The organism is Acinetobacter sp. YH12136, from assembly GCF_013418545.1.
In the GTDB taxonomy this organism is placed as follows: Bacteria; Pseudomonadota; Gammaproteobacteria; order Pseudomonadales; family Moraxellaceae; genus Acinetobacter; species Acinetobacter towneri.
This window is the reverse complement of sequence record NZ_VPBV01000004.1, coordinates 25,143-46,233: the sequence shown is the minus strand read 5'-3', so window position 1 is coordinate 46,233 and position 21,091 is coordinate 25,143. Positions and strand designations below refer to the sequence as shown.

40 protein-coding genes and 1 tRNA gene are annotated in these 21,091 nt (G+C 42.7%); 28 read left to right on the top strand and 13 right to left on the bottom strand.

The genetic code is table 11. The annotated features are described in order from the left end of the window. Positions 1 to 108: 108 nt before the first annotated feature. A tRNA-Arg gene (locus FTU71_RS03105) sits at positions 109 to 184 on the top strand. Between the two features lie 81 nt (positions 185 to 265). On the opposite strand, the gene FTU71_RS03100 is transcribed toward FTU71_RS03105, so the two are convergent. From FTU71_RS03100 to FTU71_RS03040, 13 genes are all read right to left on the bottom strand, one after another. Then, positions 266 to 532, bottom strand: a complete 267-nt coding sequence (locus FTU71_RS03100; RefSeq protein ID WP_121594692.1) for a hypothetical protein — start codon at positions 530 to 532, stop codon at positions 266 to 268. After that, the gene (locus FTU71_RS03095; RefSeq protein WP_180111364.1) at positions 529 to 858 is read right to left on the bottom strand and encodes a hypothetical protein; all 330 of its coding nucleotides are present in this window, start codon (positions 856 to 858) and stop codon (positions 529 to 531) included. The genes FTU71_RS03100 and FTU71_RS03095 overlap by 4 nt, the downstream gene beginning before the upstream one ends. After that, positions 851 to 1,198 (bottom strand): hypothetical protein, encoded by a 348-nt coding sequence (locus tag FTU71_RS03090; RefSeq protein WP_180111362.1) that lies wholly within the window; start codon positions 1,196 to 1,198, stop codon positions 851 to 853. Before FTU71_RS03090 ends, FTU71_RS03095 begins: the two co-directional genes overlap by 8 nt. Then, positions 1,198 to 1,620, bottom strand: a complete 423-nt coding sequence (locus FTU71_RS03085) for an HNH endonuclease signature motif containing protein (RefSeq protein WP_180111360.1) — start codon at positions 1,618 to 1,620, stop codon at positions 1,198 to 1,200. The genes FTU71_RS03090 and FTU71_RS03085 overlap by 1 nt, the downstream gene beginning before the upstream one ends. A 2-nt stretch (positions 1,621 to 1,622) precedes the next feature. Continuing rightward, entirely contained in the window at positions 1,623 to 1,871 is a 249-nt protein-coding gene (locus tag FTU71_RS03080) for a hypothetical protein (protein ID WP_257222434.1), read from the bottom strand. Next, positions 1,868 to 2,182, bottom strand: a complete 315-nt coding sequence (locus tag FTU71_RS03075; RefSeq protein ID WP_019836581.1) for a hypothetical protein — start codon at positions 2,180 to 2,182, stop codon at positions 1,868 to 1,870. Before FTU71_RS03075 ends, FTU71_RS03080 begins: the two co-directional genes overlap by 4 nt. Beyond that, positions 2,179 to 2,412: a hypothetical protein gene (locus FTU71_RS03070; protein ID WP_180111358.1), complete on the bottom strand. Its 234-nt coding sequence runs from the start codon at positions 2,410 to 2,412 to the stop codon at positions 2,179 to 2,181. The genes FTU71_RS03075 and FTU71_RS03070 overlap by 4 nt, the downstream gene beginning before the upstream one ends. 60 nt (positions 2,413 to 2,472) lie before the next feature. Beyond that, positions 2,473 to 3,153: a hypothetical protein gene (locus FTU71_RS03065; protein WP_180111356.1), complete on the bottom strand. Its 681-nt coding sequence runs from the start codon at positions 3,151 to 3,153 to the stop codon at positions 2,473 to 2,475. 10 nt (positions 3,154 to 3,163) lie between these two features. Beyond that, positions 3,164 to 3,826, bottom strand: coding sequence for an AAA family ATPase (locus FTU71_RS03060; RefSeq protein ID WP_180111354.1), 663 nt, complete (start codon positions 3,824 to 3,826; stop codon positions 3,164 to 3,166). Positions 3,827 to 3,867: 41 nt separating this feature from the next. After that, positions 3,868 to 4,188 carry a hypothetical protein gene (locus FTU71_RS03055; RefSeq protein WP_180111352.1) on the bottom strand — a complete coding sequence of 107 codons (321 nt, stop codon included), beginning with the start codon at positions 4,186 to 4,188 and terminating at the stop codon, positions 3,868 to 3,870. Continuing rightward, entirely contained in the window at positions 4,185 to 4,364 is a 180-nt protein-coding gene (locus FTU71_RS03050) for a hypothetical protein (RefSeq protein WP_180111350.1), read from the bottom strand. Before FTU71_RS03050 ends, FTU71_RS03055 begins: the two co-directional genes overlap by 4 nt. Then, positions 4,361 to 4,585 carry a hypothetical protein gene (locus FTU71_RS03045; RefSeq protein WP_180111348.1) on the bottom strand — a complete coding sequence of 75 codons (225 nt, stop codon included), beginning with the start codon at positions 4,583 to 4,585 and terminating at the stop codon, positions 4,361 to 4,363. Before FTU71_RS03045 ends, FTU71_RS03050 begins: the two co-directional genes overlap by 4 nt. 202 nt (positions 4,586 to 4,787) lie before the next feature. After that, on the bottom strand, positions 4,788 to 5,471 hold the full coding sequence (locus tag FTU71_RS03040) for a helix-turn-helix transcriptional regulator (protein WP_180111346.1): 684 nt from the start codon (positions 5,469 to 5,471) through the stop codon (positions 4,788 to 4,790). Positions 5,472 to 5,595: 124 nt separating this feature from the next. Between FTU71_RS03040 and FTU71_RS03035 the strand changes: the two genes are divergently transcribed. The 27 genes from FTU71_RS03035 to FTU71_RS02905 all read left to right on the top strand — a co-directional run bounded on the left by FTU71_RS03035 (position 5,596) and on the right by FTU71_RS02905 (position 21,090). Then, complete coding sequence (locus FTU71_RS03035) at positions 5,596 to 5,796, top strand: hypothetical protein (protein WP_065712043.1); 201 nt, start codon at positions 5,596 to 5,598, stop codon at positions 5,794 to 5,796. Positions 5,797 to 5,810: 14 nt separating this feature from the next. Next, positions 5,811 to 6,101 carry a hypothetical protein gene (locus FTU71_RS03030; RefSeq protein ID WP_180111344.1) on the top strand — a complete coding sequence of 97 codons (291 nt, stop codon included), beginning with the start codon at positions 5,811 to 5,813 and terminating at the stop codon, positions 6,099 to 6,101. Between the two features lie 96 nt (positions 6,102 to 6,197). Then, on the top strand, positions 6,198 to 7,181 hold the full coding sequence (locus FTU71_RS03025) for a hypothetical protein (protein ID WP_257222433.1): 984 nt from the start codon (positions 6,198 to 6,200) through the stop codon (positions 7,179 to 7,181). Continuing rightward, entirely contained in the window at positions 7,174 to 7,980 is an 807-nt protein-coding gene (locus FTU71_RS03020; protein WP_180111342.1) for a hypothetical protein, read from the top strand. Before FTU71_RS03025 ends, FTU71_RS03020 begins: the two co-directional genes overlap by 8 nt. Continuing rightward, on the top strand, positions 7,977 to 8,201 hold the full coding sequence (locus FTU71_RS03015; protein ID WP_180111340.1) for a hypothetical protein: 225 nt from the start codon (positions 7,977 to 7,979) through the stop codon (positions 8,199 to 8,201). Before FTU71_RS03020 ends, FTU71_RS03015 begins: the two co-directional genes overlap by 4 nt. Continuing rightward, positions 8,198 to 8,833 (top strand): DNA cytosine methyltransferase, encoded by a 636-nt coding sequence (locus tag FTU71_RS03010; RefSeq protein WP_180111338.1) that lies wholly within the window; start codon positions 8,198 to 8,200, stop codon positions 8,831 to 8,833. The genes FTU71_RS03015 and FTU71_RS03010 overlap by 4 nt, the downstream gene beginning before the upstream one ends. Further along, a complete protein-coding gene (locus FTU71_RS03005) occupies positions 8,830 to 9,015 on the top strand; it encodes a hypothetical protein (protein ID WP_180111336.1) in 186 nt (61 codons plus the stop codon). Before FTU71_RS03010 ends, FTU71_RS03005 begins: the two co-directional genes overlap by 4 nt. Next, entirely contained in the window at positions 9,012 to 10,457 is a 1,446-nt protein-coding gene (locus FTU71_RS03000; RefSeq protein WP_180111334.1) for a hypothetical protein, read from the top strand. Before FTU71_RS03005 ends, FTU71_RS03000 begins: the two co-directional genes overlap by 4 nt. Next, positions 10,454 to 11,044, top strand: coding sequence for a hypothetical protein (locus FTU71_RS02995; protein WP_180111332.1), 591 nt, complete (start codon positions 10,454 to 10,456; stop codon positions 11,042 to 11,044). The genes FTU71_RS03000 and FTU71_RS02995 overlap by 4 nt, the downstream gene beginning before the upstream one ends. Continuing rightward, entirely contained in the window at positions 11,041 to 11,205 is a 165-nt protein-coding gene (locus tag FTU71_RS02990; RefSeq protein ID WP_180111331.1) for a hypothetical protein, read from the top strand. Before FTU71_RS02995 ends, FTU71_RS02990 begins: the two co-directional genes overlap by 4 nt. Continuing rightward, positions 11,198 to 11,503 carry a dATP/dGTP diphosphohydrolase domain-containing protein gene (locus FTU71_RS02985; protein ID WP_180111329.1) on the top strand — a complete coding sequence of 102 codons (306 nt, stop codon included), beginning with the start codon at positions 11,198 to 11,200 and terminating at the stop codon, positions 11,501 to 11,503. Before FTU71_RS02990 ends, FTU71_RS02985 begins: the two co-directional genes overlap by 8 nt. Next, positions 11,496 to 11,834, top strand: a complete 339-nt coding sequence (locus tag FTU71_RS02980; protein ID WP_180111443.1) for a DUF1064 domain-containing protein — start codon at positions 11,496 to 11,498, stop codon at positions 11,832 to 11,834. Before FTU71_RS02985 ends, FTU71_RS02980 begins: the two co-directional genes overlap by 8 nt. Positions 11,835 to 11,844: 10 nt before the next feature. Continuing rightward, entirely contained in the window at positions 11,845 to 12,384 is a 540-nt protein-coding gene (locus FTU71_RS02975; protein ID WP_180111327.1) for a hypothetical protein, read from the top strand. A 124-nt stretch (positions 12,385 to 12,508) separates the two neighbouring features. Beyond that, positions 12,509 to 12,682 carry a hypothetical protein gene (locus tag FTU71_RS02970; protein WP_171406580.1) on the top strand — a complete coding sequence of 58 codons (174 nt, stop codon included), beginning with the start codon at positions 12,509 to 12,511 and terminating at the stop codon, positions 12,680 to 12,682. Next, complete coding sequence (locus FTU71_RS02965; protein WP_180111325.1) at positions 12,675 to 12,950, top strand: hypothetical protein; 276 nt, start codon at positions 12,675 to 12,677, stop codon at positions 12,948 to 12,950. The genes FTU71_RS02970 and FTU71_RS02965 overlap by 8 nt, the downstream gene beginning before the upstream one ends. A 34-nt stretch (positions 12,951 to 12,984) precedes the next feature. Beyond that, the gene (locus FTU71_RS02960) at positions 12,985 to 13,191 is read left to right on the top strand and encodes a hypothetical protein (protein WP_180111323.1); all 207 of its coding nucleotides are present in this window, start codon (positions 12,985 to 12,987) and stop codon (positions 13,189 to 13,191) included. A gap of 20 nt (positions 13,192 to 13,211) precedes the next feature. After that, positions 13,212 to 13,733: a recombination protein NinB gene (locus FTU71_RS02955; RefSeq protein WP_180111321.1), complete on the top strand. Its 522-nt coding sequence runs from the start codon at positions 13,212 to 13,214 to the stop codon at positions 13,731 to 13,733. Positions 13,734 to 13,735: 2 nt separating this feature from the next. Then, positions 13,736 to 13,969 carry a hypothetical protein gene (locus FTU71_RS02950; RefSeq protein ID WP_180111319.1) on the top strand — a complete coding sequence of 78 codons (234 nt, stop codon included), beginning with the start codon at positions 13,736 to 13,738 and terminating at the stop codon, positions 13,967 to 13,969. A 12-nt stretch (positions 13,970 to 13,981) separates the two neighbouring features. Next, positions 13,982 to 14,314, top strand: a complete 333-nt coding sequence (locus tag FTU71_RS02945) for an HNH endonuclease signature motif containing protein (RefSeq protein ID WP_180111317.1) — start codon at positions 13,982 to 13,984, stop codon at positions 14,312 to 14,314. 89 nt (positions 14,315 to 14,403) lie between these two features. After that, entirely contained in the window at positions 14,404 to 15,102 is a 699-nt protein-coding gene (locus FTU71_RS02940) for an HNH endonuclease (protein WP_180111315.1), read from the top strand. Between the two features lie 121 nt (positions 15,103 to 15,223). After that, on the top strand, positions 15,224 to 15,691 hold the full coding sequence (locus FTU71_RS02935) for a terminase small subunit (protein WP_180111313.1): 468 nt from the start codon (positions 15,224 to 15,226) through the stop codon (positions 15,689 to 15,691). A gap of 7 nt (positions 15,692 to 15,698) precedes the next feature. Next, complete coding sequence (locus tag FTU71_RS02930) at positions 15,699 to 15,848, top strand: hypothetical protein (protein WP_180111311.1); 150 nt, start codon at positions 15,699 to 15,701, stop codon at positions 15,846 to 15,848. 53 nt (positions 15,849 to 15,901) lie between these two features. Continuing rightward, positions 15,902 to 16,117: a hypothetical protein gene (locus FTU71_RS02925; RefSeq protein ID WP_180111309.1), complete on the top strand. Its 216-nt coding sequence runs from the start codon at positions 15,902 to 15,904 to the stop codon at positions 16,115 to 16,117. Positions 16,118 to 16,319: 202 nt separating this feature from the next. After that, complete coding sequence (locus FTU71_RS02920) at positions 16,320 to 18,008, top strand: terminase large subunit (RefSeq protein ID WP_180111307.1); 1,689 nt, start codon at positions 16,320 to 16,322, stop codon at positions 18,006 to 18,008. Further along, positions 18,005 to 19,240, top strand: a complete 1,236-nt coding sequence (locus tag FTU71_RS02915) for a phage portal protein (RefSeq protein WP_180111304.1) — start codon at positions 18,005 to 18,007, stop codon at positions 19,238 to 19,240. The genes FTU71_RS02920 and FTU71_RS02915 overlap by 4 nt, the downstream gene beginning before the upstream one ends. Further along, a complete protein-coding gene (locus FTU71_RS02910; protein ID WP_180111302.1) occupies positions 19,233 to 19,895 on the top strand; it encodes an HK97 family phage prohead protease in 663 nt (220 codons plus the stop codon). The genes FTU71_RS02915 and FTU71_RS02910 overlap by 8 nt, the downstream gene beginning before the upstream one ends. After that, entirely contained in the window at positions 19,888 to 21,090 is a 1,203-nt protein-coding gene (locus FTU71_RS02905) for a phage major capsid protein (RefSeq protein WP_180111300.1), read from the top strand. The genes FTU71_RS02910 and FTU71_RS02905 overlap by 8 nt, the downstream gene beginning before the upstream one ends. Position 21,091: the final 1 nt, after the last annotated feature.

Here is a 21,091-nt window from a genome sequence, read left to right as displayed (position 1 = left end):
AATTCTATGTTGCAAGTTTGGAACATTGTTTAAAGCATAAGCATAAAAATACGTAACTTATATATAGTTGCTTTACCTTCAGCAATTTTTTGTTATGATGTGCAGCGCGCGCTCATAGCTCAACTGGATAGAGTACAGGTCTCCGAAGCCTGTGGCGTGGGTTCGAGTCCCGCTGAGCGCACCAATATATACTATAAAAACAATAACTTATATGTACTTTGGCGTAATATTGGCGTAATCCATATTTTAAACAAGAAAAACCCAGCTATATTTTGCGGGGTCTGCCTGTCTTAATTTTCAAATCTTCTGGTCTTTCACTTAACCAATCAGATAGCATTTTTAAGTTCCATCTACGACCTTTTGAATTGTCTGTAATGTATCTTGGTTTTGGGAATCCTTTTAAGCAAATAATAGATGCTTTGAAATAAGTGCCCGCATAACCCAAAAAATCTGCCGCCTGTTCATCTGTAAGCCAAATATCCGCAGGAGGCAGGGCAACAACTAAGTTGCCCATATTTGCCATTGCTGTCATATTGCCACCTCATTTAAACCCAAATTCTCTACAAACACACTATGAGTGCTTTTTGCTGTATAAGCGGAAAGCATGTGATAAAGCGCATCCGCATTTTTATCTGTCACATCAAGCAAAATACCTGTGCCATTGATGACACGCTGATAAGTTGATTTTGCAAGATTCATAACAAAGTCACTATGCAAGTGATCTGATTGAATCGCTATATAATGAAGCGATCCTGTATCACCTGGACTTAAAGACAACGTAAACGGCTTGTCTCTTGAAACAAGATCATCAATCGTGCGCTGTGCAAAACTGATATTTGTGCATTGAATTTCAGTCATTGGCTGGCTCCTGTGCTTCAAGCATGGCTTTGTAGATAATATTGGCTGTGACTTTCCCATCAATCGCGCAATTATCTGCTGCATCAATCATTTTTGGCGTCGGCTCTTTCGGCACAACCACAAAACCGTCTGGAATGGCTTGGGCTTTGGCTGCTTGCCACTTTTTACGCTCATACAGCTCACCAAGTTTCATCGCCTTAGCAACAAGCATTTCCAATTCTTCTTCCTGCTCACCATCAAAATAATAGGTTTCAGAAAAATCATTTGAGATTTGAGTAATCTCACCGTCTAGAATTTCGGTATCAACATCAGTTACAACTGAATTATTTTCAATATCCATCACGCCACCTTTAATTTATGAGTTTTGTCTTTAATTTTTGCCAGTAAAATGCATGATTCATGCGTTTCAGGTGTGCTGTGCTTTATGTACGATTGATTCAATCTGGCCAACTCAGCGCGTGTCAAAAGTATTAGATTGTCGATTCTGCAATCTGTGCGAACGCCATTTCTGAATGACACAACCATGCCTTTAGGTATTGCACCGTGATGCTGCTCCCATACCCACCGATGCTTGTAAACCATCTGCCTGTGACCTTCGACCTTAATTTCGACATGACCATCGCGATTGACACGCTCATATCCAACAGGTCGGGCAGTATGCGGCACGTTGCCCTTTTTCCATCTTGTTTCTGACGTACCATTCACACCTTTCAGGCCTTTATTCCAAGGTGTTTGACCTTTCTTAAATCTTGTATCTGACATGGCTACACCTCCATGTCCATATCACCAAGCGCAATTTTAGGCACTTCCTGGTTTGGGTTAAGGCCCTTGTATTCTGCAATCAACTTAATAGCATCCAACTGTGTTTTATGTGCATCAATAATATTTTCACTGACTTGAGCGACTGTTTGAGCGCGTTTAACCTCGGTTTCAAGCTCGCTTTTGTCAGCTTTCGCCAGGCGATCCAATTGATCAAACAGATGCTTGTTTAAATCTTTCAACGTGCTCATCATGCCACCTTCGCCAAATTATTCATCATCACAGCCTTGCGATACTTGCTCGCCATAGCTAAATGCAAATCCTGAATAAAACCTTTCCCATTGTTGAAATACTGCTTTAGAAAAAGCTCATAACGCTGGGAAAGATATTCATCTAATTCGTAAAACTCTTTAATTTCGTGACGCTCGAAAGGAATCACGCTGCGTTTCACACCATCACTAAATTGCTTTTTCACAATCATGGCGTTTTTCTTGAGTTCGATTTTGTGACCGCCACGATCTAGCCATTCGATAAAGGCGGGTGAAATACTGTTGGGTAGTTTCATGCTGCCACCAATTTTTCATAAAATGATTCAATGGTTTCATTTTCAAAAACAAAGCAACCGCCATGATCTGAATAACTAGCCATAAAAACCTGAATGCCTTTCACTTCCCTAATTTCATCACCAAATGGCAGGTCATCAGCACCCGAATATCCAACAATCACCTTGTTTTCAGTGACGCATTCAATCTGTGCAATGTTGAGAATAGTGTTGCCAATTTTTAAGAATTTCATGCTGCCACTCCTTGTTTATGCGTGCGACACAATGTGCCGCACTGGTTTGTGCTACTAGATTCAGAACGGAAGATCGTCGTCTAAATCAGCAGGGTGTCCTTTTGGTGGTGCGCCAGCGTTGCTTGCATAAGAGCCTGCGTTTTGTTGGTATGAGCTTTGACCTTGATTAGACTTTGGCTTTCGATATGCGTCACCCACGTTGAGTAAGCGGCTAAAAACCTTTTCAAGTGCTGTGGCTTTTGTTGCTTTTTCAAGTATTTCAGCAGCCATGAACTCAGTTTGAGCTTCAAAAGCAGCGTAGAAGTTCATTTGATAACGAGCTTCACCATTTTGGTTTTGGTAATTTTCACGCTGAAGCAGTAAGCCAATTGGTTTGTTATCAAGCTCAGGTGCCACCACGCAAGGCTTATTGACCTTGCCACCAGCATCAAAGTCGTACTTTTCAAGTGTTCGATTTGTAGGCGTCAATGTTCTAACTTTGGCGCAAGTAAGAATTGAGTTCACCTTGTCATAACCAAAAATTGTTTCACCATTCTTGTTGTGCGTCCAAACAGTGAATGATGCAGTTGATTCATCATTCGCAACAAAATGAAACTCAATACCTTGTGCACCACTTTGAGCAGTCACAAACTCAGCGTGTTTGAACATGCCGACATATTTGCCAGTCGATTCTATGCGACCACCACCATCGGCTTTTTTCGCTGATTCAGTGTTTAGTGTGAATTGTTGATAAGTAGTCATGGTTTATTCCTTATGCTTCAGTTGCTTGGTTTGATTCAGTTGTTAGTCCGTAGTATTCACAAATGGCCTTATCAACTGCATTTAAGTCATTTTCGATATGCTCATCCTCAAACAAACCGATAGGGGACTTAACTGTGTTTTGACCATTGTTTTTGGTCATAAAAATGTATTGTTCATTTATGATTTCTGTTTGTAGGCAGATCGACACCATGCCTTCCAAAGTGATTTTTTCATCCAGCATCTTGCCAATGGTTTTAATCTTGGTTTTTCCTGATTCACTTTCCTCTGTATGGCTCAGGATGTAGACGCGCTTGTCATCTGCAAGCTGGGCAGCAGCTGTAAATATTTCCCATGTGCTGCGACCGATCTCGGTAAATTTTGCAAAGCCTGTTTCCTGGCTTCTGCGCATGTATTCGTTCGCCATGACGTATTGATAGTCATCAATCACAATGATTGGGCGGGTTGATTTTTTCATGATTGCCATGATTTGCTGCGGATTGTCTGTAACCACAATCGAACCACCTTCTTTAGTAAGCGGCTTCCAGTTAGCAGACCTGAACGGCAATGGCTTTTTCACCACCTGAATAAGAAGAACATCTTCAGGGTTTAGGTTGCGAAGGCTTGTAGATTTGCCAGTACCAGACTGGCCTAAAATTAATGTTGCAATACTCATTTTTCAGTCCTCAATATTCAGTATTCATTCTTTGGATTGGCTTAGTCGCCTGCATGTCTATGCGATGGATAAATATCTGCCAATTGCACTGGCACAACATATTTTGGTTTTTCAATTCTTGGCAGTGATGGCCCGCGAAATTCAACAAACTGACAAGTGAGCTTTATTTCATCTTCTGTGATGACAAAATTAAGCTTTGTCTTGAAGTCAGTCATGTAGCTTGTTGATTTGTAGTCACGGCAAAAACCTTGCTGTGTATGTTTTAAACGCTTGAGCAGATCACCAGTGATACAAACCTTTTCAAGCTCTGTGCCGTAGCTGTTTAGCAACGGCAAGATCAGTGTTTCAACAGATGCGTTCATGCTGCCACCTCGCTAAACAACTCCTTGATTGCTTTCAAGGTGTTTTCAGAACAGTAGGTAATACGTGTTGAATGACCTTCACTGCAAACCCAGATCAGCACGTTTGGCTTGCCGTGAAATTGGTGTGGTTTACTTGCAATGCGACCACATGCGCAGGTAGGTGCTTGAATACTCATCGCATAGCCTCCTGGTGTGCCTTAGCCGCATTCACCTGTGAAACCTGTTCAGCTTCACAAGCCTTTAGACCAACGCCCAAAAAGATGAATGTACTTGCTGCAATCAATGCAGATGCAGCAGCATTTGAAGCAAAGCTTTTAAGCTTAGAAACAAAGCGTTTTTTGTCTTGGCGCTTAATTAGCGTTTCGACTAGCTTGTTTTGGGATGTGTTTGTTGCCATAATGACCTCGTTGTATTCGAGCCCCGTAGTTGTCCAGACCGTCGGGGCTTTTTGTTGTTTACGAGGTCAATAGTAAACATGATGTGTACTGTAGTCAACACTTTAAATAAACAAATGTTTAATTATTTTATAAACAACTGTTTTATATAGACATAAAAAAAGACCGCATAAGCAGTCTTAAAATTTCATTTTGTTTACTTATCTATGGCAGCGAATTTTGCACATTAAATGCATAAGCAATAACTTCAAACTCCTGGTCGATAATTTCTTGCTGCGTTAAAACTTCTTCTTTGTATTCGTCACTATTGGCACTAACAATCCTTATGCCACCCATCGGCATTCTGTATAAGTATTTAAACTTAAAAAGACCACCGTGACATATCGCATAAATCTTGCCATCAATAACATTCTTTCTGCCTATATCAACGTAAACCGTTGCACCATCATTAATGACTGGAGACATTGAGTTGCCAAAAGCTGTTAATGCCAGTACATTTGCTGGATCAACCCCATAACGTCTTAGTGTTGAAGCACTTAGTCTTAATTTTCTTGTTTCTGTGTTTATGATTTCGCCAAGCGACCCTGAGCCACAAGACACTAAAACATCTTTATAAAACGGCACTTCAACCTCATCACTTTCTAGTGGGGTGGAGCTATCCCACCCTGCAACACGAGAAACATCACTACCAGAGCTCTCGCCAACACCACTTAAAATCCAGTTTGCAGAACAGCCAAACTCAGCAGCAGCTTTTAAAGACCCAGCTTTTGACACACCACGCTTCTTCCAGTTGGTCAGCGTTTGTGGTGATTCATCAATACGTCTTGCGATTTCTTCCTGGCTTAGATTGTTGCTCGCCTCAAGCAGTCTTTTAAATGAATCGTGCATAACAAACCCCTTTTGTTCTTAGTTTTATTATCTCAACAGTAAACAAATTGTGTTAAACAAATGATTTGACATCAGTAAACACAGCGTTTACTATCTAATACACAAATGTTTATAGGAGAGTGAAATGTCTATCAGCACTGATAAAGACATCATTGTTGCTCTTGGTGGGTCAACAAAAGTTGCTGAGATGCTTGGCTTAAAAAGCAAACAGCGAGTTCAAAACTGGATGACAAGAGGGATACCTGCGGAAGTAAAGCTCCAGTACCCGCATATCTTCTTAAATCCAAATATTTCAAGCGTGGCTCGTGACAAGGGTGCTGCGTAATGGGGGTGGACGATATGCAAGAAGCATTGGATTTAGGTTTTCTTGACGTGCATGGGAAAAAGACTGACTCAACATCAGTCCGCATGACACATGAAGCATTGCAGGCGATTGATGCGCTGGCAGCAATGGATGACATAAAGCGTTCGGAGTGGATTCGGGATGCAGCCATTGAGAAGCTCCTGAAGTTCAAGAAACAACATGAGTATCTCAGCAGGGCGTTTGGTAGTACCACAAATACGGTGAATACATCGTCCACAAATAAAGAAAGCCCATCTGCTGGAACAGATGAGCCAAATGTTCAATAAGGAGCTACCCAATATGAACATGCCAATTTTACCACAGTTCAGAAATCCTGAACAAAAAATGTTAGCACAATTTGCTGTAAAGCAAGGTGGTGCAGCATGACAGCACTAAAAAAACACGAGGACAACATTGTCCAATTCTCCAAAGGTAAAAAAATGGCTGACAAGTTTGAAAAAGGCTATGTCATGTCTAGTCGATTATATCGCCAAGAGGTTCGTCCATTTTTGAGTGATGCGGCAAAGAATGTGTATGCGGAGCTTGAGGATCGTATAAACGGATTTAAGGACAAGATAACCGACCATGTTAGCTACTCTCAATTGCAAGGCGGAAAGCTACCAGGCTCAAAAAAACTAAGCACAAAAACAGTGAGTAATGGTCTTAAAGAGTTGCTTAATTTGGGCGTTATTACACTGGTTAGCGAGAACAGTCGAAAGGGTAATGAGTACCAGATTAATGAGGTTTCACTCGCAGAGCACTTTACTAAAGAAAATACCACTTTACCTAGTAAAGCACTTCCCTTAGTAAAGGGCAGCACTTTACCTAGTGAAGCGATAGCCACTTTACCTAGTAAAGACACAATAGAATTAATTTATAGAACTCTATCTATAGAATTATTAATTAAATCGCTTCGCTCTAAAAAACCTTTGAAAGCCAATTTTTACAGTTACCCAATCTTTGTAAAACAGCAAAAAGCAAAAGCCGAGGCTGAGCGTAAAGACAAGGCTCGTAAATTATCTTATGACGAAGTTATTAAATTAACTGCAACAAGCTTTGCACAACTCTGTGATTTCTCTCTTTGGGAGCAATACGTTTCTAGTCGATCAATGACAGCAAAAACCAAGCTAACCAAAAATGCCCTAAACACGATCTACAAAGATTTCCAGAAATGGGGTTATGACGGCAGCAATCAATCTTTGAAAACTTCCATCACTGGAAACTACCAAGGCTTATTTGAACCAAAGCAAACCAATCAAGCCAAGCCAAAACAACAACGTGATGACGCATGGGCTAATTACTACGCAAAACGAAATCAGCAGCAGCCGAACAACATCATTGATGTGATCGAGGTGCAGCATGACTAATTTCTTTTTTGGCCCACAGCAAGCACAGCAACTTATTGACACCATGCGCGTCATTCACGGCAACCTGTTTACACATCAAATGGGTAACGTGTCACCTGAGCAGGTCGAAACTATCATCACAGGTGCAATGGTTGGCGTGTCTGAGGCTCAATTTCACTTTGGACTAGCCCAACTAAGCACACAAGCTTACTGCCCATCTATAGCGCAATTTAGAGCGTTATGTGTATCTGGTTCGTGGTGGTCAGTTGATGAAGCATGGGCGCGTGCATGTGAATACACCAAAGACCGCAACAAGAACAAGATCACCACACTGGCGAAATACGCGCTGGAGCAAGTGGAGCACTTGATCACGATGGGCCAGATGCGTGAGGCACAAAGCCAATTCAAGGGTGTTTATAACGCCAATCTACTCAAGGCACAGGTTAGCGGAAAATCACAGGAGTTCTACAAAGCACCTTTGCAGATCGGAACGAAGCAAATCGCTGAGGAAAAAACCACGGCACAAAAAGTAGGATTAAACGAAGAACAGCAGTTGATTTTGACTATGGCTAACCGATTGCGTGAGCAGGGTATGACACCAAAAGAGGCGTTTGTTCAAGCACAAATTGCAATTCGTGGCGAGGTTAAGAAAGCAAACAAGTTTGAGCATGCTGAACACGACTTGGAAATGAAAGCTGATTCTGATTATTGGCCTGACCCGTTTGATGATTTTGAAAAATACAAAGCGGCTTTGCAGGCTGAGCAAAAACCATTGCCGAATGCGGTGCGTTTTTTGAGTGAAAAAGGCGGTGCAGCATGACCAAACTTGAATACTTATCACAGTTCAGTAATGCGGTGCTCAGTCCCGAATTGAACACATGCGAGATTCCATTGCCAAGACACGGCTCAGGATGGGCCTCAATCTTTGATTACAACAACAGCGACTTAAAAGATTGGGAGATTGAATTTCGCCAAGATTGGTGCAAACAGCAAATTGAATTGATCGGTGAGTTTGGTGCGGTGTTAGGGGGTGGGGTGTGAAGATTCTAATCGCATGCGAGAAGTCCGGCACTGTCCGCGATGCATTCATCAAGCTTGGCCATGATGCAATCTCATGTGACATGCAGCCAAGTGATTCTGACTTTGGGCCACATTACCAGGGTGATGTACGCGACCTCCTGGATTATCCGTTTGACATGATGATTGCACACCCGCCATGCACACACATTGCTGTGAGCGGTGCTGCCTGGTTCAAGGATAAAGTTTTAGATGGACGCCAACATGCAGCAGTTAGCTTTTTCATGATGTTGGCTAAAAGCAATATTCCGCGGATTGCTATTGAAAACCCTGTCTGCATTATGTCGAGCGTGTGGCGTAAACCCGACCAAATCATTCAGCCTTGGCAGTTTGGGGATGAGGCTCAAAAAACAACATGTCTTTGGTTGAAGGGGCTGCCATCGCTCAAACCAACAAATATTGTTGATAAAGGGGAGATGGTTGAGTTTGCAAGCGGCAAGCGCATGGCTAAATGGTATGCGGATGCTCGAGGCAGTGCGGATAGATCAAATATACGCTCAAAAACTTTCCAGGGGATTGCTGATGCTATGGCTATGCAGTGGGGTGGTGATGTGCGCCAAGGTGAGCAAGATGATTTGTTTGGGAGTGCATCATGAAAGACCAACACGACGACAAAACTCAAGATTGGCTTGAAGTGACCATGCCTCTTGAAGTTGCACAGGCGGCACTGGCTGCGATGAAAAAAGTATTCATGGATTGGGATGTGCTGAATGAAGCGCCACCAGAGTTTTTAAAGCACATGCAGGATTTGGCGTATTACGTGGAGGGTGGGAAATGACAGGTTCAAGATCGGAATATTTAGCACTCTCAAAAGCAGAAGCTGGGGCGTATACACCTGTATCTGTATTGATTGCAAAAAAGGCTGAAAGCAAAGCACTTGAAGATGATGTCGAGGCATGGCTTGAGAAAAATAAAATCACAGAATTGCCGATGGGGTTCACTCATTTTAAGGATGGAATAATCCCATCGGTGAAAGGCCGAATGCCAGGTGTAGAAACTGAGTCTGAGCGATTGGAGAAAGAGCGCAAGATTGCAGAGGCAAATGCTGCGATTAAAGCTCAAAAAGAGGCAGACAAGGCTCGCAGATTGGCAGAGATCAAGAAGTCTAAGCAAAACATGCTCGAAAAGGCTAAAAAACAGCGATTACAGGAACGATTGAAGAAAAAAGCTATCGCAGATGCGGAAAGGAAAAAAGCGCAGGCAGAGCGCAAACTAGAGGTAATTAAGAAAAAGACAAGTTTAAAGCTTGTCACTTTCGCGCCAATCGAGCCAAACGTATTAAGAAAGCGTGTGGTGGGAATGCTTCGTAAAACTGCGCTCTCGACTGGTGAAAAGAGTTTTGATGCACCTTGCCAATATCACGGTATGACTCGCTTTAGATTGAATGGCAATAACAGCGCCTACTGTACCGATTGTCATGCGGAAAGAAACAAGGCCGCAGTTGCAAACAATGAGCTGCTGGAGCTTCGCAAGAAAAACATCAATGCAAGATTGGAAGCGCTTAAAAATGGTGAAAGTGAGTTTTTGGGATATTGCCGACATCATGGGCACACCAAATACAAGATTTATGATTCTCAGCAGCGCGGCTATTGCTTGGCTTGTTTAGATGAGCGCAGCTTAAACAAAGAGAAAAAAGAGGTGTCGCCTCTTAAACTCGAAAGGCTTGCAGCCACACGTCAAGCAAGAGAGCAAGGGCTCAAAGAGTTTGTATTTACCTTTGAAAAACACGGTGAAACGATTTTTAAATTGCGACCAACAACAGGTGCTGACTGCACTGCTTGTAAGCGTGAGCGTGAACGGAATCGCATGCATGGGAAAAACCCATCTCGCATGGAAGCATTTAAGAAAAGAGAGGAGCGCAACAGAGCTGCAATTAAAGCCTTAAAACAAGGGGAAACTCGATTTACAGCATTATGCGAAAAGCATGGTGAAACTGAATTTTATATTGGTGTGAATGGTGAGAGTCACCGATGCGCCAAATGTAAATATGAAAACACCTTGCGAAGTGCTGAAAAGAATCGGGAGCGATATTTAAGCCATCCAAATACTAAGTTCTTAACCAATCTTGTTAATTCGCTTGGTCGAGGTGGGCAGGTGAGAGTAGCTGAGTATTTAGGGGTGTCACGCTCACCAATACATCACTGGTTAAACGGCAGGGCACTTATCCCTGATCAACATATTGAGAAGTTGAAAAAGTTTACTGGAGGGTTGGCAGCATGAAAAAGCGCAATAAGAAATATAACCCAAACAAATTGGTCAATCTGTATCGAAATGAATTGGCTAAAACTTATGAGCTTTGGTCATCGTTTGATGATGTTGAGCTGACCGAAGCATCAAACAGATTGAAAGCGGCTGGCCTGTCACAAAAACAAAGTATCGAGGGTATGTATGAGTATTTCGATGGCGATCTTGTTGTGCCAATTTTTTGGGATTTGATGGTGGACGACACTGCGTTTTTTGTGGGTATGGATTCTTACTATTACCACAAGGACGACCCAACAGACATTCAAACGTCAGCAGTGCAGTTTGATGTGCCTGCTATGACTTACGACCAATTCAAGCTTGGGGGTAGCGATAAAAAAGTGGTGGATGAGCATGGATTCAAACGCAGATGGAAAGGCTTAGAGAAAGAAACTGATGATGTGCATAAGCCATTTTTAGATAAGGGTTACAAGCTGTTTAAGTGCATGTGCTACATGAAAGCAGATGTGAAATTTAAAGATTTTCAGTCTTACAACAAGTTTAAAGCAGAGCGTGTGAATCGCGGAATGCGCAGGAAATATCGTTTACAGGAGTTGGCGGCATGACTGGATTTAAAGAATTAAGAGATCAGATCAATCGAACGACTGACTTGCAAGAAAAAGAACTGCTGCTAGAGCAACTTGAAGCGATGCATCAAGCAGCAGATGAAGAAAGCAAGTTGCATGAAGATTTGATACGTGGGGAATGGAGAGTTTGGTATGAGTAAGCAGGGTCAAAAGTTTGACAAAAACAAGCCAAGAATGTCGCTGCTTCCAAAAGGCGCTCTAAACGCTGTAATTCGAGTTTTAGAGTTTGGGGCTACAAAGTATCAAGTAGACAACTGGAAGCGCGTTCCTGACGCTAAGGTGCGATATTACGACGCAATGCAACGTCATATTGACGCTTGGTGGCATGGTGAGCAAAAAGACCCTGAAACAGGAGAGCATCATTTAGCTCATGCAATTTGCTGCGGGATGTTCCTGTGGTGGTTTGATGAAGAAGCCCAGCGAGGTGCCAATGACTAAATACAACAACAAGAAGGTGGTGCTTAACGGCATCACTTTCGATAGTCAGAAAGAAGCGAGACGTTATCGGGATTTGTCATTGTTGGAGCGTGCAGGAGAAATCAAGAATCTGGAACTGCAAAAAGCATTCATTTTGGCTGAGTCGGTCAAGTTTGAAAACGAGCCAAGACGCAAGCTAGCAATCAAGTATGTCGCAGATTTTGTTTATCAGGAAAAAGGGCAACTGGTCGTTGAGGATGTCAAAAGCAAGATGACGCGGAGCTTGCCAGTTTACCGCTTGAAAAAACACTTGATGAAGTCAGTACACGGTTTAGAGATTAGAGAAATTTAGGGGAATAGGGATGAATGCAGTAACGGAAAAAATGACAAATTTGGAGTGGCTTACTCAGATCGGCCTTAAAGCGATTGAATACACCGAAGATCCGAAAGGCACTGGTGAGAAGGGTCCATCATGGGAAGACCGTTGCGGTGCCATTGCTTCAATCGAATGCCCAGCATGTAAAGCATACTGTGAATTATTGGTGTGGGGTGATTATCGGGATAATACAGAGGCGTTTAAGATTCTGTGCAGCTACATTGCCAAAATTCTACATTATGCAGCAGAGGAAAAGGTGCAGCGCCAAAAGTTCAACCTTGAGGCATTTTGTCTGAAATTGGCAAAAATGGCGGTATTTTATAACTTGCGACCACGACTTAAAGGTGAGCGTACAGCACAAGGTCAGCTTAATTTTTTTGGGATTACGGAGGTTAATGCTGATACTTACGGAAAGCGATACAAGTACCTAAGCTATATGGCTGAAAATATCCTTGAAGGATTCATGGAAGAAATTGATTTTTATGTAGATGAGTACAGAAAGGAATTGACACGTAGCCGTCGCTAAGCTATATTTTTTGTATAGTGGCAAAACTATACGCAAGCCACTTGAAAGCAAATGACGATCAGGAGAGACTGATAGTAAAGGCTCACAGAAATGTGGGCTTTTTCTTTTCTTATTGGTGGTACCTATGACAGACAAAGTACAGGCAAAACACGACTTAGAATTTTGCAGTGCTGAGCTGTCGAAATATCAGAATCTGAGTCGCACTGGTTTGACGCGAAATGAGATGCTGGCAATTGATGGAATCATGATTAAGCTGAAAGAGCGGATTAAGAATTTGCGTGAAGCATTGTATGCGTGATCCAAAACGACTCGCTGAAATTAGAAAGCTGCCGTGTGTGCGTTGTGGTAATCCAGATAGTCAGGCTGCGCATTCCAATTCAGCAAAGCATGGCAAGGGTAGGTCAATCAAAGCTAGTGACGATTTCACGGTGCCACTCTGCCATTCATGCCATTTCCAGTTTGATACTTTCCAGTTGGGTAATCGGGCAGAGAGTGAAGCAATGTTTGATCAGTGGTTGGTGAGAGTGGATCGGATGTTGAATCAAACAGATAAAGAGATTTTTTAACTGAGCCATGGGGCTCTTTTTTTGTGAGAAGAAAATGAGTAATAAAGAACTACAACCACATGAACAGCGCGTAGTTGAAGAAAAAGATCAACTCAAAGAACGACTTGATAAGTTGCGTGATTTTCTGCAAAAAGGGCAGCCAACTTTCATTGATGATAAGAATTGGGCTTTGTTAAACGAGCAGCATGATGCAATGAATTGGTATTACACATTGCTTGTTAGTCGGATTGAATTGTTTTAAATAATTTATTGGAGCAGGAAATGCAAAAAGCCGTGTTTCCTATCCAGAGTCATGCTGACATCACCAAAGCCATTAACTTCATGCATACCAATTACAATCAGGCGATTAATGATGGAAAGCCTTTAGTTGTTCGGATTGATCAAAAAGAAGATGACCGGAGTAAAGCGCAGAATCGTTTATTGCATATGTGGTTTGGTCAATTGGCCAAGCATACAGGTGATGAGCCTGAAACAATTAAGTACGAGATGAAGAAGAAATTCTTAGCTCGTATGTGTGTTAGGGATAGTGAGGCGGCAGCGGAAGCTTACGAGGCTGTGATGGGTTATCGTGATGTGTTGCGATTGCTTGATGGGCAAGAGAAGCTTACTCACACAGCTAAATACAATCGCGTGGTTAAGATGTTTATTCAAGATCATGTGAAGTCTAGCAAGCTTAATAAAAAACAATTCACTGAGTTTTGCGACAAGGTTCATGCGTTCGCTAGTGTGACGCTTGGTGTGTATTTAACTGTACCTGATGATTTGATGTATTTGAGGGAATAACTATGGCATGTGAAGGTTGTGAACAACGCAGACAGAAACTAAAGGCAATGTATGACAACTCAAAAGAATCCATCACAAAAGCAATTGCTCGACTTACTAACCGAGATCGTAAAACAGAACAATCAAGTGCTGCAGCAGAACAGTCAGTTGATTCAGATAGTGGTGACACAGAGCAGTCAGATACAGGAGCTGTTACTCCAGTTAAATCCCGACGAGGACGAGCCAAGTCGGCATGAGTACCTTGATTCATGAAACTCCCAAGACTCCAAACCAAATTGCAGGCAATGACGCCGAAGACACCGAGACGTGAAGTGGTCCAGACAGGGTTTCGCAATCAATTCCAGAAACTTTATAACCATGACTGGAGAAAGGCCAGAGCAAGGTTCCTTCAGGCTAATCCGTTATGTACGTATTGTGAGAACAGATTTGGTCGAGTAACTGAAGCAACTGTGGTCGATCATATTATCCCGCATAAGGGAGATAAAACACTGTTCTGGGATGAGAAGAATTGGCAGCCGTTATGCAAATACTGCCATGATTCAATTAAGGCAAAAGAAGAAATAAAACAAGGATATATGTAGTATTGTGGTATAATTATTAAACAAAACAAAGCCCTAAAAGACTGCAATCTTAAAGGGCTTTTGATCACATTGTTATATGAGGTAACAACATGACTGCTGACAATTCTGCATTTTTTTCTAGCGATAGTAAACCTTTCGCTTTATGTTTGGTTTGCAATAATCTATTCACACCCAAGAGATCAAGCTCCACTTGCTGCTCTACTCCATGCAGAGATAAATACAAGTATCAACTAAATAAAGTTGAGACTGTTAAACAGTGCATTCAATGCGGCAATAGCTTTGTTAGAAAGCAGGGCCAATCAAAGTTCTGCTCATCATTATGCAGAAATGAACACATAGCATCGCAAGGTAAGATTGCTCGAGAGTCATTTACATCTATAGCAGAGGCACACATTAGAGTTTCTTTTTGTGTGGTTTGCGGTGGATTCTGTGAAGCACCATATCAAGGCCCTATTAGAAAGTTTTGCTCTAAGAGTTGTGAGAACAAGCTTGAGAGAACCACACCTCGATATCGAGCTAAAAGAGCAAGGCGTGATGCTTTAAAAAGGAATGCTTTGTCTGTTGAATCAGTAGACCCAATAGCTATCTTAAACAGGGATAGTTGGCGTTGTTATTTGTGTGGTGTGCATACACCGAAAGAGTTGCGTGGGACCTATGAGAGTAATGCGCCAGAGGTTGATCATGTTGTGCCACTAAGCAAGGGTGGTCTTCATGTTGAATCAAATCTTCGTTGCGCGTGTAGAAGTTGTAATAGATTAAAAAGCGATAAAATTTACCAGTTAATCTAGCAATACCTGGGGGGATATGTTTTGTTTGAGAGAAATGAAAACTCTAGACCACGCGCCCTCTCACTTATAAAAAAATTTCCCATTTCAGCAAAAGTTAAAGCGAAAAGTTAAAGGTTAACCAATGGCACTAAGCGAAAAAATGAAAAAGTTTGCTCAGGCCGTTGTTGACGGCTTAAGCAACAAAGAAGCTGCAATTTCAGCAGGTTATGCAGAAAAGACAGCATCCCAACAAGGCTCTAAATTAAGAAAAGACCCTGAAATTATTGTCCATATTGAAAAGTTAAAGGCCGACAAAGAGGGTCGAAGTTTAACTTCTGAAAAACCGAAAGTTAAATCAGTCAGCACTCATGAAGATGACAACCCTTTGGATGATGAGGATTATGCAAAAGATGATCCGCTGCAATTCCTGATTGATGTCATGAATAAAAGTGACGATATGTTCTTGCGATTTAATGCCGCAAAAGCTGCTTTGCCTTATGTACATGGCAAGGTTGCCGAGAAAGGCAAGAAAGAAACCAAAGAAGATGCAGCCAAGGCTGCAACAAAGTCAGGCAAGTTTGGCACTTTGAATAACCAATTGCCTAGTTGAGGTAGTTATGATTACAAAACCAAAAGGTGCAACGCATCTTGCAAAAACAATGTTTGGCTGGGCGTATGCTAAGAATAAAAGTAGGAAGTGGCACGTTCACGTAAATGGCGTATGGAAGGAAGCTTATAGCCAAAATATCGAAGTAAAACCAATTTAAGCCACTCAAGGTGGAAAGTTTGGAACATTGGGTTCACAGTTGAGGAGCTAATCATGCCTTTTAATATGCCGTTTAATCCTGAAGACTTGATAAGTGAATTATCAGACAAATACTTTGCAATGACACCGCAAGGGAGACAGCAATTTTTGTTTGGTGAGTTTAAGACAAAACAAGAAAGTCAGCCAATTTGGATTGGTATTGATTACTCTGAAAAGAGAGACCAAACGATTAAGTTTAAAAATACAGGATTTTCAATAGAAGTAATTTAAGCCACCTTCGGGTGGTTTTTTAATGCGCCAGTTTTGGGTGAATCCGTAGGCGATACGGCAAGTATGCACAATGGCTAGCGAGGCGAGGTGAATGCGCATGAGCTATCAGGTTTGAGCTGAGTACCGTAAGAAAACTCACACATTGTGCTGAATTTCACAAGCAAGGGTTCGCAACTTGCCATCCAAGTTTAATAGGTAATTTATGTCAGCAATGCTCCCAACCTGGACAACAGCGTGCCCAGATTGGGCGTTACGCATTGTCAATAAAGAATCCATGATGCCGTGTGAGCCGCTTTTTCCAGAAGTGGCCGATGTAGCAGAGCGGATCTTTAAAGAATTAATTCTGGTGGATGTGATGGGTAGCCCGAAAATGGGTGAAGTCACATTGCCATGGGTGATTGAATTTGTACGCGCCATCTTTGGTGCCTACGATCCAGAACAGAAGAAGCGTTTAATCCGTGAATTCTTCCTGCTGATCTCCAAGAAAAACACCAAGTCAACGATTGCAGCTGGAATCATGATGGTGGCCTTGATCTTAAATGATCGTATGTCGGCTGAGCTCATCATTCTGGCACCAACAAAAGAAGTTGCAGACAACTCATTTAACCCAATCCGGGACTTTATTAAGGCAGATCCTGAGCTTCAGGAAATGTTCAATATCTCTGAGCACACCAAAACAGTCACTCACTTAGGTACGAATACAACCTTAAAAGTGATTGCTGCGGAAAGTAATGCTGCTGCAGGTAAAAAGGCTTCAATCATCCTAATTGACGAAGTTTGGTTGTTTGGGAAGCGCTCAAACGCTGAATCGATGTTTCGAGAGGCAAAAGGTGGTCTGGCATCACGGCCCGAAGGTTGTGTGATTTATCTGTCTACCATGTCAGATGAAACGCCATGCGGTGTGTTCAAGCAATTGCTAGATTATGCGCGTGATATTCGGGACGGTGTAAAGGTCAATCCTCAGTTCTTGCCGCTGATTTACGAGTTTCCTGAGTGGATGCTTGAGGCAGGTGAGCACTTAAAACCTGAAAACTTCTATGTCACCAATCCAAACTTGGGCGCATCGGTTGATCTTGATTACCTGATTAACGAGTTTGAGAAGGTCAAGGATGCTGGCGAAGAATCGCTGCGTGACTTTTTAGCAAAGCATTTAAATGTACCAATTGGCCTAAACCTCCGTGCCAACCGCTGGGCTGGTGCTGAATACTGGCTACAACAATCTAAACAATTCACATTGGATAAATTGATTGAGCAATCTGACGTTATCACTAACGGTATAGATGGTGGTGGTCTTGATGACTTGCTCGGCTTCGCTGTACTTGGTCGTCATGCGAAAAGCCGTAAATGGTGGCTCTGGAATCATGCTTGGTGCAATAAAACTGCAGTTGAGCGACGCAAAGAGAATGCGCCAAAGTACGCTGATTATGAAAAGGAAGGCAGTCTAACGATTGTTGAGCGTATCGGTGATGATATTGACCAATTGGCAGCAATTGCGAAGAAGTGCTTCGACTCTGGCAAACTCGATAAGATTGGCTTGGATCCACTTGGTCTAGGCGGTCTGCTTGATGGTTTGCTTGATGCTGGTATTCCAGAAGATAAGCTTATTGCAGTACCTCAAGGCTTTAAGTTGATGGGCTATATCCTCACTACAGAACGAAAACTAGCTGAAGGAAATCTTTACCATACGGGCCAAGGCTTAATGACCTGGTGTGTTGGGAATGCGCGTGCCGTCGTGAAGGGTAACGGCATGATGATCAGCAAACAGGAATCGGGTGTTGGGAAGATTGACCCATTGATTGCGACATTTAACGCGGTGGCACTTATGAGTCTGGCACCGGAAGTTAAAAAATATGACATTGACGGATATTTAGAGGACATCGTGATAGCATGAGCGACTTACAAGACACGGGATTTTGGTCTCGCTTCTGGTCACGATTGACTGGAAAAACTCAATTAAAGAAAGGGGATACATCATACCCGGTTGACAGCTATCTGTCTGCGGGCGGTGCGGTAGTCAACCCTGAGACAGCATTAAAGCTTTCTGCAGTATGGGCATGCGTAAAGTTGCGAGCTGAAACAATCTCAACCTTACCTCTACATCTGTACGATTCGGAAAAAAAGATTGCCAAAGACCACGAATTATATCGAATTCTGCATGATTCACCCAACGCAGACATGTGTGCGAGTGAGTTTTGGCAGATTCAGTCAGCGTGCTTGGATTTATGGGGTAATGCGTACAGCTATATTTCTCGCCGCAATAATCGCAGTGTTATCTCACTTGAGCCATTATTTCCTAGCGAAATGGTTAAAAAGCGCCTGAAAGACGGAAGCTTTGAATATCACTACACTGAAAACGGCAAAGTTAAAATCTATACCGACGATGAGATTCTGCATTTCAAAGGCTTTACCTTGGATGGATATGTGGGGTTATCGGCGATTCAATTCTTTGCTCAGACGATTGGCATGCAGTTTGATGCTAATAATCAGGCGCAGGACTGGTTCAAAAATGGTTTGAAGGTCGGTGGTTTTCTTGAGAGTGGAGAAGCAACACTTACCAAAGAGCAGCGCCATTCTTTACGTGAAAGCCTATCCATGTTCAGTCGGCCTGAGAACGCTGGCAAATATATGGTGCTTGAAGCAGGCATGAAAGTCGCCAGTGCTTCAAATATCCGAATCAATCCGGTTGATGCGCAACTGCTAGAAAGTCGTTATTTTGGTATTGAGGAAATCTGCCGTGCTTTTGGTGTGCCACCTCAGTTAATCGGCCACACAAACAAAGCCAGCTCATGGGCATCAAGCTTAGAGCAAACCAATCAGGGCTTTCTTACTTACTCATTAAACCCACAACTGGTTCGATATGAGCAAACAATCGCTCGGAAGTTGTTGCCACCACACGAGAAGTATCTTTATCGCCCTAAATTTGCGGTTGATGGGTTGCTACGTGCCAACAATACAGCAAGAGCTGACTTCTACGTGAAGATGACTCAGAACGGCTTATATACCCGCAATGAAGTGCGAGAGCTTGAGGATATGCCAAGAGCTGACGACCCAACCGCAGACAAGTTAATGGTTCAGATGCAAATGGTTCCATTGGGCGCCGATAAAGGTGAAACAAATGAATAGAAAAAGTTTTAATTTAGAGATAAAAGCCGTCCAAGAGGACGGTTTTTTTTCGGGCTATGGTGCGGTTTTTGGGAACTTAGACTGGTACAACGACATTATTTTGCCGGGTGCATTTAAGAATACTTTGGCCAAGTGGTCTGACAAGGGGAAATTCCCGCCAGTGCTCTGGAACCACAGCACCAATGAGCCTATCGGGGTTTATACCAAGCTGATTGAAGATGAAAAAGGATTGTATGTCGAAGGTAAATTGCTGGTTGATGATGTTCCAAAAGCAAAGTCTACACATGCCCTCTTGAAAGCTGGTGCGATTGACGGTTTAAGCATTGGCTACCGCACAGTTAAATCCAGCTACAACGAAAACACAGATATTCGTGAGTTGATTGAGTTGGATTTGGGTGAAATCTCAATTGTCACCACGCCAGCCAATGAGAAAAGCACAGTTATTTCTGTGAAATCCAAATTAGAAGAAGGCGAATTACCATCTTTACCAGAATTCGAAAAGTTCCTGAGAGAGTCAGGCTTTTCAAAAACGCAAGCCACTGCAATCGCTGGCAAGGGTCTGCGCCATCTTTTGAGCGAGTCTGAAGATGAAAAACTACAAGCGAAATCTATCTCTACCGCATTAAATATTTTAAGAGGAAGTCAGAATGACTGATCAAAATTTAGAACAACTCGCTCAAGAGTTTAAAAAACAAGTCGATGAAGTTAAAGGTATTGCTGAAGACTTCAAAGGCAAGCGTGAGCATGGCGACAAAATTGCCGAAGGCGCAAAGCAGACTGCGGATGAAGCAATCACTAAATTAAACGAGCTTAAAGCCCGTATTGATGAAGTTGAGCAAAAAGCTGCACGTCGCCCACATGAAGGTGACGATGAGGTCAAATCTCTTGGCCGTCAATTTGTAGATTCTGATCAGTTTAAATCACTGGTTGGTTCGGCTGGACAGCGCGGCAAAGCAAACCTTGAAATTAAAGCCACCATTACTTCAGCAACCACGGATGCCGCAGGTTCGGCTGGTGATCTAGTACAAGCCACACGCATTCCAGGCATTATTGCTCCACAGGATCGTAAGCTTACGATTCGTGACCTGTTAATGCAGGGTCGCATGGATGGTAATGCTCTTGAATTTGTTCAAGAAACTGGCTTCACAAACAACGCTGGAATGGTTGCTGAGGGTGCGAAAAAACCTGAATCAGATATCAAATTCGATCTTAAATCAACTACCGCAAAAGTTATTGCTCATTACATGAAGGCATCACGCCAAATCTTGGATGACGCATCGCAATTGCAGTCTTATATCGATGGTCGCTTACGCTATGGCTTGGCTTTCAAAGAAGAACAGCAAATTTTAAATGGTGATGGTACTGGTCAAAACTTGTTAGGTATTATTCCGCAAGCATCTGCCTATGTTCGCCCTACAGGTGTAACCACTACAGCAGAAAGCAAGCTTGATACTCTGCGCTTCGCAATGCTTCAAGCAATTCTCGCAGAATATCCTGCAAGTGGTCATGTATTGAACCCGATTGATTGGGCAGCAATTGAAACGCTGAAAGACACATCTGGTCAGTACATCATAGGCAACCCACAAGGCAACCTAAACCCAACTCTGTGGGGTCTCCCAGTTGCAGAAACACAGGCGATTGCTGCGGGTAAATTCCTGACTGGTGCTTTCTCAATGGGTGCTCAAATCTTTGATCGCTGGGCTTCACGTGTTGAAGTGGCAACCGAGAACGAAGACGACTTTGTTAAAAACTTGGTGACCATTCTTGCGGAAGAGCGTCTAGCGTTGGCGGTTTATCGTCCAGAAGCGTTTATCTATGGTGATATTACCCCAGCAGTTGCTGGCGGTTAAT